General features: G+C 46.3%; 14 protein-coding genes, 1 tRNA gene and 1 pseudogene. 5 read left to right on the top strand and 11 right to left on the bottom strand.

What is annotated here, in order from left to right:
- A complete protein-coding gene (msbA, locus tag ICV39_RS09725) occupies positions 1-1,764 on the top strand; it encodes a lipid A export permease/ATP-binding protein MsbA (protein ID WP_215389875.1) in 1,764 nt (587 codons plus the stop codon).
- Between the two features lie 40 nt (positions 1,765-1,804).
- Here the strand turns inward: msbA and rng are convergent, their stop codons facing one another.
- The 8 genes and pseudogenes from rng to ICV39_RS09685 all read right to left on the bottom strand — a co-directional run bounded on the left by rng (position 1,805) and on the right by ICV39_RS09685 (position 8,475).
- Entirely contained in the window at positions 1,805-3,268 is a 1,464-nt protein-coding gene (gene rng, locus ICV39_RS09720; RefSeq protein WP_215389874.1) for a ribonuclease G, read from the bottom strand.
- The gene (locus ICV39_RS09715) at positions 3,265-3,888 is read right to left on the bottom strand and encodes a nucleoside triphosphate pyrophosphatase (protein WP_215389873.1); all 624 of its coding nucleotides are present in this window, start codon (positions 3,886-3,888) and stop codon (positions 3,265-3,267) included. Before ICV39_RS09715 ends, rng begins: the two co-directional genes overlap by 4 nt.
- Positions 3,889-3,892: 4 nt before the next feature.
- Positions 3,893-4,336, bottom strand: a complete 444-nt coding sequence (rlmH, locus tag ICV39_RS09710; protein ID WP_215389872.1) for a 23S rRNA (pseudouridine(1915)-N(3))-methyltransferase RlmH — start codon at positions 4,334-4,336, stop codon at positions 3,893-3,895.
- 17 nt (positions 4,337-4,353) lie between these two features.
- Positions 4,354-4,737 (bottom strand): annotated as a pseudogene (gene rsfS / locus ICV39_RS09705) (ribosome silencing factor); the annotation flags it as partial.
- Between the two features lie 40 nt (positions 4,738-4,777).
- The gene (gene nadD, locus ICV39_RS09700) at positions 4,778-5,479 is read right to left on the bottom strand and encodes a nicotinate (nicotinamide) nucleotide adenylyltransferase (protein WP_215389870.1); all 702 of its coding nucleotides are present in this window, start codon (positions 5,477-5,479) and stop codon (positions 4,778-4,780) included.
- On the bottom strand, positions 5,476-6,387 hold the full coding sequence (gene hemF / locus ICV39_RS09695) for an oxygen-dependent coproporphyrinogen oxidase (RefSeq protein WP_215390977.1): 912 nt from the start codon (positions 6,385-6,387) through the stop codon (positions 5,476-5,478). The genes nadD and hemF overlap by 4 nt, the downstream gene beginning before the upstream one ends.
- Before the next feature lie 46 nt (positions 6,388-6,433).
- Complete coding sequence (gene purD / locus ICV39_RS09690) at positions 6,434-7,711, bottom strand: phosphoribosylamine--glycine ligase (RefSeq protein ID WP_215389869.1); 1,278 nt, start codon at positions 7,709-7,711, stop codon at positions 6,434-6,436.
- A gap of 44 nt (positions 7,712-7,755) precedes the next feature.
- Positions 7,756-8,475, bottom strand: a complete 720-nt coding sequence (locus ICV39_RS09685) for a YebC/PmpR family DNA-binding transcriptional regulator (RefSeq protein WP_215389868.1) — start codon at positions 8,473-8,475, stop codon at positions 7,756-7,758.
- 152 nt (positions 8,476-8,627) lie between these two features.
- Here ICV39_RS09685 and ICV39_RS09680 point away from each other — a divergent pair.
- Positions 8,628-8,712, top strand: a tRNA-Leu gene (locus tag ICV39_RS09680).
- A 52-nt stretch (positions 8,713-8,764) separates the two neighbouring features.
- Here the strand turns inward: ICV39_RS09680 and ICV39_RS09675 are convergent.
- From ICV39_RS09675 to lptF, 3 genes are all read right to left on the bottom strand, one after another.
- Positions 8,765-9,706 carry a CysB family HTH-type transcriptional regulator gene (locus tag ICV39_RS09675; RefSeq protein WP_215317487.1) on the bottom strand — a complete coding sequence of 314 codons (942 nt, stop codon included), beginning with the start codon at positions 9,704-9,706 and terminating at the stop codon, positions 8,765-8,767.
- Positions 9,707-9,771: 65 nt separating this feature from the next.
- Complete coding sequence (lptG, locus tag ICV39_RS09670; RefSeq protein WP_215390976.1) at positions 9,772-10,926, bottom strand: LPS export ABC transporter permease LptG; 1,155 nt, start codon at positions 10,924-10,926, stop codon at positions 9,772-9,774.
- Complete coding sequence (gene lptF, locus ICV39_RS09665) at positions 10,923-12,038, bottom strand: LPS export ABC transporter permease LptF (protein ID WP_215389867.1); 1,116 nt, start codon at positions 12,036-12,038, stop codon at positions 10,923-10,925. The genes lptG and lptF overlap by 4 nt, the downstream gene beginning before the upstream one ends.
- A gap of 183 nt (positions 12,039-12,221) precedes the next feature.
- On the opposite strand from lptF, the gene ICV39_RS09660 reads away from it, so the two are divergent.
- From ICV39_RS09660 to lgt, 3 genes are read left to right on the top strand one after another with little or no spacing between them, the layout of a single operon-like run.
- Entirely contained in the window at positions 12,222-13,832 is a 1,611-nt protein-coding gene (locus ICV39_RS09660; RefSeq protein ID WP_215389866.1) for a leucyl aminopeptidase, read from the top strand.
- A gap of 11 nt (positions 13,833-13,843) precedes the next feature.
- Entirely contained in the window at positions 13,844-14,311 is a 468-nt protein-coding gene (locus ICV39_RS09655; RefSeq protein WP_215389865.1) for a DNA polymerase III subunit chi, read from the top strand.
- Between the two features lie 19 nt (positions 14,312-14,330).
- Complete coding sequence (gene lgt, locus ICV39_RS09650; RefSeq protein ID WP_215389864.1) at positions 14,331-15,122, top strand: prolipoprotein diacylglyceryl transferase; 792 nt, start codon at positions 14,331-14,333, stop codon at positions 15,120-15,122.
- Positions 15,123-15,136 lie beyond the last annotated feature (14 nt).

The raw sequence follows: 15,136 nt of genomic DNA, 5'->3' as shown, positions 1-15,136 counted from the left end.
ATGAATGCTCAAGACCGTACCGCACTAAATCGCTTAATTACCTACCTAAAACCCCATATTGGGCTGATTGTTGGCTCATTATTGGCCATGGCCTTGGTTGCTGCCGCAGAAACATCGATACCCGCTTTGATGAAGCCCCTATTGGACCGCGGTTTCACTGGTCAGCTCAATACTAAGCTTTGGCAAGTACCCGTGTTTTTGGTTGGTCTAGCATTGGTTCGGAGTTTGGCGCAGTTTTTATCAAACTATTTACTAACTCGCGTCATTAATGCAGTTCTCTTAAAACTTCGCGAGCAAATGTTTCAGACGCTGCTTCATGCCAGCACAACTTTTTTCCAGAAAAATTCCGCATCGAATTTAATTAATGCAGTCGTATTTGAAGTAAACAATGTGCTGACGATTATGGGCGGCATGTTAATTAGCTTGGTGCGAGACTCATTAACCGTAGTTGGTTTGATGGGCTACCTGATTTACTTGAACTGGAAGTTAACATTGGTTGTTTTATTTATCTTCCCAGTCATTGCTTTCATTATGAGCAAGATCAACCGACGTTTGAGAGCGCTTAATCGGGAACAACAAAATTTAACGAGTGAGTTGGCGTATATCGTTGAGGAATCTGCTGCTGGTTACAAAATTGTGAAGGTTCATGGCGCACAAGAGTATGAAATGAATCGCTTCATGCAAAAGGCAGAGCGTTTACGCCAATTTGCTCTCAAATCCGCAGTAGCAGGGGGTCTAAACCAGCCAATTACCCAGTTAATTGCCTCCATGGCCTTATCAATCGTATTGGTGATTGCTTTGATGCAGTCCGCCACGGAAGGCACTACCGTTGGTGGGTTTGCAGCCTTTATTACCGCAATGATGTTGGTGATTTCTCCTTTAAAGCATTTGGCTGACATTAATCAGCCATTGCAACGAGGTCTTACTGCGGCAGAAATGATTTTTGGTTTGATGGATCAACCATTTGAAGAGTCAGAAGATCGTCGACTCAATATGAAATTCCTAGATAAAGCCAAAGGCGCAATTCGATTTGAGAATGTCGGCTTCTCTTATGAACAAGAACAAGGGCGCAAAGATGCGCTTAGCGACATTAATTTAAATATCAAGCCTGGTGAAATTGTCGCCTTTGTTGGCCCCTCTGGAGGTGGTAAATCAACCTTGGTTAATTTGTTACCACGCTTCTTTAAGCCTACTAGCGGACATATTTACTTAGATGATCATCCTCTAGAAGATATTGTGCTCGCCGATGTCAGAAAGCAAATGGCATTTGTAAGTCAGGATGTGATTTTGTTCAATGACACGATTGCGGCGAACGTAGCGTACGGTGCTACAAATGAAAATGGCATTGATCGTGGGCGTGTCTTGGAGGCTTTGGAGGCTGCCAATCTGAGCGGCATGATTCGTGAGCTCCCAGATGGTATTGACTCATTGGTAGGCGATAACGGCAACCGTTTATCTGGCGGCCAACGCCAGCGTCTAGCTATTGCTAGGGCAATCTATAAAAATGCGCCTATCTTAATTTTGGATGAGGCCACCTCTGCTCTCGACTCAGAGTCAGAGCGTCAGGTACAGGATGCTTTGGAGCGCCTCATGGCGGGCAGAACAACCTTAGTGATTGCCCATCGACTCTCAACGATTGAGCATGCAGATCGAATCGTGGTGCTTGAGCATGGGCACATTGTGGAGAATGGCTCTCATGAAGAACTCATTAAGCAAGATGGCTTATATGCCAATCTCCATCGCATTCAGTTTGCGAATGCTTAATACTCTAAATAACTTTAACTAACTTTCACGTTTTGTACATCTAGCTCAGAACGATATCGTATTGTTCCTGGCGAAAGCTGCCTTCTGCTTGTAAGGTGATGGGCTTACCAATAAAGTCACCTAACTGCGCTAAAAATTGATTTTCTTCTTCTAAGAAGAGATCAATGACATCAGGCGCGGCAACGATTCTAAATTCACGCGGATTAAATTGGCGATGCTCGCGCACGATTTCTCGCAAAATCTCATAACAGATGGTCTGCGCAGTTTTGATCTCACCCTTACCGGTACATGTGGGGCAGGGCTCGCAGGTGATATGAGCGAGCGATTCGCGAATACGCTTGCGCGTCATCTCCACTAAGCCTAATGCAGAGAAGTCGCTCACCGAGGTGCGAGCATGATCACGCTCAAGATTGCGTTTCAATTCATTTAAAACCGCTTCTTGATGATCTTTGCTGATCATATCAATGAAGTCGATGATGATGATGCCGCCAAGATTACGTAAACGCAATTGACGGGCAATCGCCTGAGCAGCTTCCAGATTAGTTTTAAAGACAGTGTCATCCAGATTACGAGCGCCAACATAACTACCTGTGTTGACATCAATTGTTGTCATGGATTCCGTCTGATCAATCATGAGGTAACCACCAGACTTGAGGTCGACACGACGACCAAGCGCCTTATTGATTTCAGCATCGACATCAAATAGATCGAAAAGGGCGCGCTCACCACGATGTAGGGTTAGCTTGCCTAAGAGGTTGGGCATGTACAGATTGGCAAAGCCCTTGAGCTTTTCAAAGTTCTCGGCGGAGTCCACCCGAATTTGCGTAGTTTCTTCGCCGGCAACATCGCGTAATACGCGTTCCGCAAGACTGAGATCTTGATATAACAGGCTTGGCGCAGCCTTGTGCTTCATGGCCTCACGAATGCTTTCCCAAGTAGTTCTGAGGTAATGCATATCGTGTTGCAACTCCGTATCGGTAGCATCTTGGGCGCTGGTGCGCACGATGATCCCACCTTTTTCATCCTCAGCCATTAAGCCAGCTAGACGCGCTTTGATTGCTTCGCGTTCTTCTGGTTGGTCGATACGCTGAGATACGCCAATGTATTTCTCGGTAGCGACATCAGTGCCTGCTGGGGGTAGGTAAACGAGATTACGACCAGCAATACTTAATTGGGTGGTTAGGCGAGCACCCTTAGTGCCGAGTGGATCTTTTAAGACCTGCACCAGAAGTGTTTGACCTTCAAACAACAGCTTCTCAATTTGGGCTTGCGGATTGTTTTGGGTGATGTCTGCCACATGCATAAATGCGGTACGCTCAAGACCAATTTCGATAAAGGCGGATTGCATACCTGGCAGAACTCGGACAACCTTCGCTAAATAGATATTGCCAACAATTCCGCGCTGACGTGTACGCTCGATCTGCAATTCTTGTACCGCACCTTGCTGAATGAGTGCAACGCGCGTTTCTTGCGGAGTGATATTAATCAGAATTTCTTCATTCATATACAGGTAATTCGCGCGTGATCTAGTAGTTGAGCAGTTTCATAAAGCGGAAGCCCCATGATACCGCTATAACTCCCAGTGATCTTGGAGATAAAAGCCCCAGCACTGCCTTGGATGCCATAGGCGCCAGCCTTACCAAAAGGCTCTTGGGTAGCGATATAGCCATCAATTTGTTCCGTGGAGAGATTAGCAAATTCCACATCTGATATCTGGACTATGCAATTTGGCAGATCCCCAGGATGGCTAATGAGAGCAACAGCCGTTAATACTTCATGAGTTTTACCGCTCAGCATTTTTAGAATTCGATGAGCGTCATCCGCATCAATGGGTTTGCCAAGAATTTCTCCATCCTTGCTGTTAGGAAGGCTTACCGTGGTATCTGCACACAGAATAGGCGCCCAAGGCAATACACTTTTTCTCCAACGTGCGAGCGCTAATGAAGCCTTCGCTAAAGTGACGCGTTTCACATAATCACGTGCCTTTTCATGGGGCAAGGGGGTTTCAATGCTTTCGGCATCTTCGCCAGGCAAAGGAAGCAGCATCTCATAGCGCACCCCAATTTGCTTTAAGAGTTCTTGGCGTCTAGGGCTCTGTGAGGCGAGGTAGATAAAGTTACTCAAGAGATTACTCGCGATGATAGGGGTGGCCTTGCAAAATGGTCCAGGCTCGATAGAGTTGTTCTACGAGTAAGACTCTCGCCATCGCATGAGGCATTGTGAGGCTAGAGAGTCTCCACATGGCTTGCGCATTCTTTTTGAGTTCTGCATCAAGCCCATCGGCGCCACCAATCAAGAACGTGATGTCAAAACCTTCCTGGCGCCAATTGGCTAATTGAGTAGCCAAGTTCTGGGTAGTTTGATCTTTGCCGCGCTCATCTAAAGCAATGACGCGTGATCCCTTCGGTATTGCCGCAAGAATCTTTACAGCCTCTTTTGCGGGAGTTAAATCTGGCTTGATTTCTTTGATGTCAATGCTGCAGTCGGCAGGCATGCGCTTGATGTAATCCTGGGTTGCAGTGGCAACCCAATCTGGCATTTTGTGGCCAACGGAAACAATAGTTAAACGCATTGGCAGAACGTAAATTACTCTTCGTCAGGCTCGCTTGCCTTAACAAGACCTTTGTCGCCAGCTAATTTTACGCGCACGGGCTTAGCACCCCACATGCCTTCAAGCTGATAGTAGGAGCGCAACATCGGTTGCAAAATATGCACGACGATATCGCCACAATCGACCAATACCCATTCACCTGTTTCTAAGCCTTCAATTGAGATAACCTCGCCACCCTTGGCATTGACCTCTTCTTTGACGGACATGGCTAAAGATCTTGTTTGGCGGTTGCTTGAGCCGGTTGCAATAATGACGCGATCAAACAGTTCGCTTAATTTGGTGGTGTCGTATACACGAATATCTTGTGCCTTTACATCTTCCAGGGCATCAATGATGACGCGTTGTAATTTTTTCAAGTCCATATCGTTAACTATTCTACTGTTGTGTGTGATCTTAGCTTGATTACTGATATAAGCCTAGATTGTGAATGAGGTTGAGGGTTTGAGATGGAATAGCTTCGGCCTCAATCGAATTGCGCGCCGTTTTAAGCTGTCTTCTCAGGTTTGTTGAAGAAAGATCGACTGCTAGCGTCTCATCTACATAAATAAGGCCAAAAGCTTGGTTTTCAAGAGCGCTCACATCCATGGTTTGATGGTGGAGGAGTAATTCTTTTACTTCGGCACTTCTATTTGCCTCAAGCTCATGATGAGGTCTGCTTGCCACAGCGAAGTTCACATAACTGAGCAACTCTTTCCAAGAGTTCCAGCTCGGGAGCGCACTCAGTGAATCTGCACCCATCAACCAGATAAGGCTGGCTTGATCGCCAAATCGATCTCTTAATACCTTGACGGTATCAATCGCATAACTGGGGCCTGCGCGATCGATTTCAATGCGATCAATTCCAATTTGAGTCGGAATCTTTAGATATAAAAATGCCCTTGCTAAATCGATGCCAGCCGCCTCGGTTAATTGATAGCGAGTTTCAGCAGGGGTAATGCCAGTACCTTTTTGCCAGGGCTCACCGCTAGGCACAAATAATAGGGTATCGAGATGTAGAAGTTTTGCAAAATGAGTTGCAAGTTTTAAATGACCAACATGAGGCGGGTCAAAGGTACCACCCAAAATACCAATGCGTTTGCGAGAACCAGTTTCTGTAGAGCTCAAGCTAACCAATCACGTGGTTTGAGGTAATAGTCATATAGCTTGGCTTCGGGGGTGCCTGGCGCAGGGTGCCAGTTATAACGCCACTGCACCACTGGCGGCATCGACATCAAGATTGACTCGGTGCGCCCACCAGAATGCAGTCCAAAGATAGTGCCACGATCAAAGATGAGGTTGTATTCAACATAGCGACCACGACGATATTCTTGGAATGACTTTTCTTCAGCGGTGAAGGAGTCTTTGTAGCGTCTCTCTACAATCGGCAGGTAAGCATTAATGAAGGCATCACCAACTGCGCGAGTCATAGAAAAACTCTTCTCAAACCCCAATTCATTAAAGTCATCAAAAAATACACCGCCAATGCCGCGGGGTTCTTCGCGATGCTTTAGATAAAAGTACTCATCACACCATTTCTTAAAGCGAGGGTAGAGTGAGTCTCCAAATGGATCTAGCGCATCTTTAGCGGTTTGATGAAAGTGTCTGCAATCTTCATCAACACCGTAGTAGGGCGTTAAGTCAAAGCCACCACCAAACCACCACACCGGCTCCTTATCAGGCGCTTGAGCAATAAAGCAACGCACGTTCATGTGCGTAGTCGGTACTTTGGGATTGTTGGGATGGAAAACCAAGGAGACTCCCATGGCCTCAAAGCTGCGACCAGCTACTTCAGGACGGTGATGTGATGCGGAAGGAGGCATTTGATCGCCACGAACGTGGGAGAAGCCCACACCACCTTTTTCTAGAATGTTGCCGCCATCCAATATGCAGGTGCGACCATATCCTTTGAGCTTGCTATCTTCGGGCTTATGCCATTCATCGGCGATGAATGCTTTGCCATCGAGTACGCTTATTGCGCTAGTGATGCGATCTTGCAGACCTAGGAAATAATTCTTGAGGGCTGCTGTATCAATTTGGGTTTGCTCTGCTGACAAAAGATCGAATCTCTATTTGAAGTTTTTACTTAATAGCGCGATAGCCAATATCCTTGCGGTATTGCATGCCATCAAACTGGATTTTGCTAATCGCGTCATAAGCCTTTTGTTGCGCACCTTTCACGGTATCTGCTAAACCAACAACACAAAGCACGCGCCCGCCAGAGGTCACCACTTTGCCGTCTTGTAATTTAGTGCCGGCATGGAAGGTGATTTGATCATCGGTATCCGCTGGAATACCGGTAATGACATCACCATTCCGTGGAGTGTCTGGATAGTTGTGTGCAGCAAGTACTACACCTAGTGCTGTGCGACGATCCCATTCCAATTCAACTTCATTTAATTTGCCATCAACAGCATGATCGAGAGCGTTCACTAGATCGCTGCGTAAGCGAGCCATGATTGGTTGGGTTTCTGGGTCGCCCATGCGGCAATTGAATTCGAGCGTTTTAATTTTTCCATCGGGTGTGATCATCAGTCCTGCATAGAGGAATCCCGTGTATGGCAAACCATCGGCTTCCATGCCTTTAACGGTTGGCATGATCACTTCACGTAAAGCGCGCGCATGAATTTCAGGGGTAACTACAGGGGCGGGGGAGTAGGCACCCATGCCGCCGGTATTGGGACCTTGATCTGCATCTAATAAACGTTTGTGATCTTGACTGGTTGCTAGCGCAAGAACATTTTTTCCATCAACTAAAACAATGAAGCTTGCTTCTTCGCCGGTGAGGAATTCTTCAATCACTACGCGAGCGCCTGCATTACCTAATTTGTTGTCAGCCAACATCATATCTACTGCTGCATGCGCCTCTTCAAGGCTCATGGCAACAACTACACCTTTGCCCGCTGCTAAACCATCGGCCTTAATCACAATTGGCGCGCCTTTAGCATCAATATAAGCATGCGCCTCTAATGCGCTAGAGAACGTTTGGTAGTCAGCAGTTGGAATGCCGTGACGTTTCATAAAAGCTTTAGAAAAGTCTTTTGATGATTCCAGTTGAGCAGCCAATTGTGTTGGGCCAAAAATGCGTAAACCGTTATTACGAAACACATCAACAATGCCAGCTGCTAGTGGCGCTTCTGGACCAACCACAGTGAGATGAATCTTTTCGCGTTTAGCAAAGTCAGCCAATTCTTGAAGGCCGGTAATCGGTAGATTTTCAATGCCAGCCGCAGTTTGCTTTGCGGTGGCGGTGCCACCGTTACCTGGGGCTACATAAACAGTTTGTACCTGTGGTGACTGAGCTAATTTCCAAGCTAATGCGTGTTCGCGTCCACCGGATCCAACAAGAAGAATTTTCATAATGACAAATATAAAAAAGAATAAATAGTGTTATCGATCGAAGTTTATAGAGCGGCGTTGGTAAATACTTCTTGCACGTCATCTAGATTCTCGAGGGCATCGAGTAACTTTTGCATACTTTCAGCTTGCTCACCTTCGAGTGCGATCTCCGTTTCAGGGCGCATCGCAATCGTCGCTAGTTCTGCCTTTAATCCTGCTTTGGCAATGGCATCTTGTACTTTTGGAAAATCAGGCACGGGGGTCAGAACCTCAAAAGACCCGTCGTCATGACTAATCACATCATCAGCGCCAGCATCCAATGCCACTTCCATCAGTTGGTCTTCATTCGTGCCTGGCGCGAATAGCATTTGACCGCAATGCTTGAACAAGAAAGCAACAGAACCTTCGGTGCCCATATTGCCGCCATTTTTATTAAAAGCATGACGTACTTCAGCAACAGTACGAGTACGGTTATCCGTTAAGCAATCTACGATTACCGCTGCGCCGTTAATACCGTAACCCTCGTAGCGAATTTCTTCATAGTTCACGCCCTCTAATGAGCCAGTGCCACGAGCGATTGCTCTTTGCACGTTGTCATTGGGCATATTGGCATCTTTTGCCTTATCGATGGCAAGTCGTAAACGGGGGTTGGTGGAGATATCGCCGCCGCCTAACTTGGCAGCAACAGTGATTTCCTTGATGAGCTTGGTCCAAATCTTGCCGCGTTTTTCGTCTTGACGTCCTTTGCGGTGCTGAATATTGGCCCATTTCGAATGGCCGGCCATACGGGTAAGTCCTTTACATTATTTGGCTATAAGACCCTATTTTAAGGGGTTCTGAATGCAATGTAGGGGACACGGAGGCAATTTTTGTTACACTCTCATGTCTTAGCTGTAGCAATTTGGCTAATTAAGCAGAATTTCCACTGCAAACACCTGCCTCGGTGATGGAATTGGTAGACGTGCCGGACTCAAAATCCGGTGCCGCAAGGCGTGGCGGTTCGAGTCCGCCCCGAGGCACCATCTATTGAACCTAGTTCAATCCCAAGATTCTTCCAATAAGTGCCAAGTACTATTAGATCTCGTAGGTCTCTGCCTTTTCATTCATGGCCTGCTCAACAATTTTCTTGGTCAGTGTTGGCGAGAATAATTCAATGAAGGTGTACACAAAAGATCGCAAATAAGCGCCTTGCTTAACGCCAATATGGGAAACGTTATTTCCAAATAAGTGGCCTACGTTAATCACTTTGAGATTGCGATCTCGATCAGGGTCGTATGCATGTCCCGCAACAATGCCAATTCCCATGCCTGCTTCAACATAGGTCTTAATCACGTCAGCATCAATGGCTTCCAAAATAATGTCAGGCTCGATGTTCCGTTGAGCAAAGGCCGCATCAATTTTGCTGCGACCAGCAAACGCCTTGTCGTAAGTAATGATGGGGTACTTGGCAATTTCTTCTAAGGTAACGTTTGCTTGATTTAATAAGGGATGACTGAGTGGGACCATGATGACGTGTTGCCACTGGTATCCAGGCAGGGCAAGTACTCCAGGCGTGTTCGCAATACCTTCTGTGGCAATCGCAATATCCGCACGATCATGAATAAGGAGTTCAGCAATCTGCCCTGGACTACCTTGTTGAATACTGACGCGCACTTTTGGAAAGCGCTTAGTAAATTCTGTGAGTACTTTTGGAAGCGCGTAACGTGCTTGAGTGTGTGTGGTTGCAATAACGAAGTTGCCTTGGTCTTGACTCGCAAAATCTTTGCCTACGCGTTTTAGTGTTTCCACTTCATCCAAAATGCGCTCGATAGAAACTAAGATGCGTTTGCCAGGCTCTGTTAGCGAGCGAATACGTTTGCCGTGCCTGCGGAAAATTTCTACGCCGAGCTCATCCTCAAGTTCAATGATGGCTTTCGAAACGCCAGGCTGTGAAGTGAAGAGGGCCTTAGCCGCAGCAGTCAAATTAAAGTTCTGGCGAACGGCTTCACGGACAAAGCGAAATTGATGCAAATTCATGAGGACGACTCCTATCTATATATCTACAAAGATATAGGAATCAAATTCTATATGAATTTTAGGTATTAGGCTTTAGAAACCCATCTCAGCGCCGCAAGGGCCAAGAAGAAATAGAGCATTGGGGGAATCAGAGCCGTCAGCAATGCAGGCCATGCACTCAGAAGTCCTACGTTAGAGAACAGGGAATTGAACAGTTGGAAGCTCATGCCGAGCATGATGCCGCCAAAGACTTTGATGCCCACGCTACCCGCACGCACCTTCAGATAAGCAAAAGGGAGGGCTAAAGCAAGCATTACGAAAATCGTGAGAGGGTAAATAACTTTTTTCCAGAACGCGATGGCATGGCGCTTTGCATCTTGTTTGTTTTCTTCAAGGTGCGCGATAAAGCGAGCCAAACTCACAATCGACATTTTCTCTGGGCTAATTAAGAGTACATTCAAAATTTGTGGCGTTACCTCAGACTCCAAAGTCAAAATTGGGTGAGTCAGTGTTTGGGCGCTAAATACAGGATTTAGCGGGTCAGACTGTTTTGTTTCTTTGAAGCGTGTTTCGGTTACATCATTGAGAACCCAAATACCGCTCTCATCAAAGTGACCAGAGGGCGCGCTACGAATCGAAAGCAGATTGTAGGTATCGTTGAACTCATACATGCGGATGTTGCGAATTTCATTGTCTTTGTCGACATTACCCACGTTGACATAACGAACACCAGGCCGCACGGGGCCGCTACCATCCTCATCGCGCAGGCGATCTTTAACCCAAACGCCTGTCTTAAATTGCGAGGAGTAGGTAGCGCCTAGCGCCTTCATGCGAATCTGTTCAGATTTATTCTCAGCATATGGACCGACCCATTCACTCATCACAAGGGTTAGCACAATCAGTGGAATGGAAATCTTGGTGAGGGCAATCAAGCCACGTTTCACATCTAGTCCAGCGATCCGCAGGATGGTGAATTCGGATTGACTAGCCAGCATGGCAAAGACATAGATGCTGCCGATCAGGCCTGCAATAGGAATGATTTCAGAAATACGACCGGGTGCTTTTAATAAAACATGCAATAGCGCTAGCGGCAGGGTGTAACTGCCTTGCACCGATCCAAGTTCGCTTAGGATGTCAAAAAATAGAAATAAGGCTACCAATGCAAACAAAATAAAGCCAAATGCAATATAAATTTGCTTGGCTAAATAGCGTTCGTATATGTAGGGAAATAGCAATTTCATTTTTTGACGAATGAGGTCGGTAATTGGCGGCGCCACCACTTCACAGAAGGATTAATGCGGTTGCGAATCAATATCGTCGCAATAAATAAGGCCAGCAAGTGAATAGGCCAGATGCCAACAAACACGCTGAACTTTCCTTGAGCAACAAAATTTTGTGTGAGATTTAGTAAGTTGCTGTAAATCAGATAAATGAGAACCGCATAGAACATGGCGGTGTAATTACCAAGACGGGGGTTCACGTAGGCAAGGGGTATGGCGATCAGCACTAAGCCCAGCGCCATGAGTGGCAAACCTATGCGCCACAACAGCTCGGCACGGTTCGCATTGATGACATTCGGGTTGCCATCGTTGAGTAGCTCAGAAATGGTTTTTTCTCGATCGCGAGGTGCTGGTGCTAGAGCTTCCTTGCTGCGAATCTTGGTCGTGTAGTCATTGAATTCAAGGATTCGGAAATCAGGCTCCGTTGGGTATCCCTCGTAGCGCCGACCATTGTGCAAAACAATTGATTTTTCTCCACCCTCGGAGTTTTGAATGTATCCGGTGGAGGCGACGGCAATGCTTAGGCGACCATTCTTATTGTCTGCAACAAAAATATTCTTCACTTCACTCTTGTCTACATCAAGCTCTTCGATGAAGAAGACACGTTCTGCTCGGGCGGATTCCTTAAATTGTCCAGCACTCACCATCGAGACGTCATCCCGTTGCTGAAAGCGTTGGCTGATTAGCGTTGTCTCGCGATTGGCCCAAGGCCAAACAAAAAGAGCGAGTAGAGCGATCACAATGATTAGTGGTGTAGCAAATTGCAAAATCGGTCGAATCAAGTTGCTGACACTGAGTCCGCTAGCAAACCAAACGATCATTTCTGAATCTTTGTACCAGCGTACTAAGACGATGAGAGTGGCAACAAAGAGTGAAACAGTTAATAAAACAGCAAGGTAGCCCAGGGTGGCTAGTGCGATCAGTACGATGGCGTCCTCAGGGTTAACGGTGCCGTTGGCTGCGTAACCCAGGATTCGAATCACCAAGGTGGTCACCATGATGGTTACCAGCACCAAAAAGACCCCACCAGTAGTAAAGCTTAATTCGCGGCGGAGGGCACTTTTAAAGATCATGGCTGAGGGATTTGTCTGGGGCTGATTTCGGGCTAACTTGTGGCTTTTAGGGTTTGATTACTTATCAGTAGGGGTAGACAAATTGGGTTAATCTCATGTCGGAGGATAATGGATAAACAACGTCAATTTATAGCTTTAGACTTTATCCGACCTAAAACACTGTAATAAATAACGCAATTCACCATGACTATTCAATTAAGTACTAAGATTTTCCCTCAAGCAGACCTTCAAAGTGCCAAATTTCTTAAATCCAGCCTAAAAACCCTGTTAGCCCAAGCAACGGATTGCTTGGTTTTGGCTTACTCCAAAACGGACTTAGATAGCTTTGCTGGAACAAAGGCTGCAAAAACAAAATCAGGCCTTTTAGCTGAGTTAGATATCTGTTTAGACGGTGCTGTAAGTCATGCTCATGTATTGGGTGATCTGGATGATAAACAAGCATCTATTTGCTTATTGAGGGCAGATAAGTCATGGTCTACAAATGCAGTAAAAGCGAAACGTGTATTGCTTATTTGTTTAGGTGATTTACGTCTACCTTCTGAGCGAAGCCTTCATGCCTACTCTAAAGTTGCGCGCGCAGGATTAAAAGCATTAAGTGGTGGCTCTATTGAGAGTGCTATTTGGTTTGCTCCGAGCTTTACGCATTCAAAAATAACAGAAGCAATTGCTCAAGAAGTGCGTCTGACAATTCAATATGCAGGTGATCAGGCTTATCGTTTTGGTGTGCGCCAACCTGCAATGAAATTTAAGGCTAAAGATAAGCCTGACACTTTCAAACATTTGGTATTTGCAGGCAACGATGCATGCGCAAAAGAATTGAAACTCGCTGTGGAGCAGGGCAGCGCCATGGTTGAGGGCATGAACCTGGCGAAGGATTTGGGTAACCTGCCGCCGAACGTATGTACACCAACTTATCTTGGAAAAACTGCACAAGGTTTGGCCAAAAAGGCGGCCTTGAAAGTCGAAGTGCTTGGCCTTAAGCAAATTCAGGCTTTGGGGATGGGATCTTTCTTATCTGTGGCGCAAGGATCAGAAACGCCACCTCAATTTATTGTGATGCGTCATCAAGGTGGTAAAGCTGGAGAAGCGCCGATTGTTTTGGTGGGCAAAGGAATTACTTTTGATACCGGCGGAATTTCATTAAAGCCAGGCGAAGCAATGGATGAAATGAAATACGACATGTGTGGCGCCGCATCCGTCATCGGTACCATGTATTCCGTAGGCTTGATGAAGTTAAAGAAGAATGTCATTGGCGTCATTCCTACTTGTGAAAATATGCCTTCAGGCAAAGCAACGCGTCCTGGCGATATTGTGAAGAGTATGTCTGGCCAGACAATTGAAATTCTCAATACGGATGCTGAAGGGCGTTTAATTCTATGTGATGCTCTTACCTATGTAGAGCGCTTTAAACCAAAGGCGGTAATTGATATTGCCACTCTTACAGGCGCATGCATCATCGCCTTGGGTCATGTACATAGTGGTTTGTTCTCCGATGATGAAGATTTAGTCCATGCCATTACTAAGGCAGGCAAGGACTCCTTAGATACCGTGTGGAGATTGCCATTGGACGCCGCTTATCACGAGCAGCTGAAATCTAACTTTGCGGATGTGGCCAATATTGGCGGCCGTCCTGCTGGTAGCGTTACTGCAGCATGCTTTCTCTCGCGCTTTACTGAGAAATACAAATGGGCGCACTTAGATATCGCCGGTACCGCCTGGAAGAGTGGTGCTGCCAAGGGATCTACAGGGCGCCCTGTGCCATTGTTGGTGAACTTCTTGCTTGAGCAAAAATAAATCTAGTAGCTATGGCAAGAATCGATTTTCACAGCAACGTGGCTGACAAATTGGAATATGCGTGTCGTCTGACGCGCAAAATTTGGAGTGCGACACCAGAAGGTCAGCCCGTACGCAATATTGTGATCGTTGGTGAAAAGTCAGACCTCAAAAAACTAGATGAATTACTTTGGTCATTTAGTAGTACCGATTTTTTGCCGCACTGTTTCATTGATGATGAGGCTGCCCCTGAAACCCCCATTGTTCTGAGTGAGAGCTTCGCATCGCCATCGCTTGCCGTTATTCCTCATGCGGATGTCATGATTCATCTAGGTATGCGTATGCCAGTAGATGTGCCAGCTTTGGCGGCGAGGTTTCCCCGCATTGTTGAAGTAGTGACAATCAATGAGGCTGAGCGTCTAGCAGGGCGTGAGCGTTATAAGGCCTATCGTGAACTTGGTCACGAGCTACACAACTTTGACCAATCTCAATCCAAATAAAAACTAATCTTCACCCTTCATGTTGATTCATCCACAGTTTGATCCAGCCGCCATACGTATCGGTTCTTTTGCGATTCACTGGTATGGGTTGATGTACCTGATGGCATTTGCACAATTCTTATTGTTGGGTCGTTTGCGTATTCAGGCGCCACGCTATCAAGCCTTAGGCTGGACTTATAAAGATTTGGAAGATCTACTATTTGCAGGTGTCTTGGGTGTAGTGCTTGGTGGACGCATTGGTTATACCTTGTTCTACATGCCTAGTTTTTATCTTTCCCATCCGTTGAATATTTTGAAGATATGGGAAGGCGGCATGTCTTTTCATGGTGGCCTCTTGGGAGTGTTGCTAGCTTTGCTCTGGTTTGCTAAAAAGAAAGGCACACAATTTTTTGTTGTTAGTGATTTGGTTGCACCGTTGGTGCCATTTGGATTGGCTTTTGGGCGTTTGGGTAACTTTATTAATGGCGAGCTTTGGGGCAGACCAACCGATTTACCTTGGGCGATGATATTTCCTTTGGTGGATTCTGTTCCGCGCCATCCTTCGCAAATTTATCAGTTGCTTGGAGAGGGTGTTTTGCTTGGGGTGGTTTTATGGATCTATGCAAGCAAGCCGAGAAGGGTTGGGCAAATCTCTGGTTTATTCCTCTTGGGTTACGGCCTTTGTCGTTTCTTGGCGGAGTACGCTAGAGAGCCAGACGCATTTCTGGGTCTCTTAGGTCTTGGCTTGTCTATGGGCCAATGGCTTTGCTTACCCATGATCATCTTTGGCATTTATCTAATGCAACGCCGATCCACATCTTTGGCATCATAAAAATATATCGAGAT

The organism is Polynucleobacter sp. MWH-UH25E (assembly GCF_018687095.1).
In the GTDB taxonomy this organism is placed as follows: domain Bacteria; phylum Pseudomonadota; class Gammaproteobacteria; order Burkholderiales; family Burkholderiaceae; genus Polynucleobacter.
This window is presented reverse-complemented; position numbering and strand designations above follow the sequence as displayed.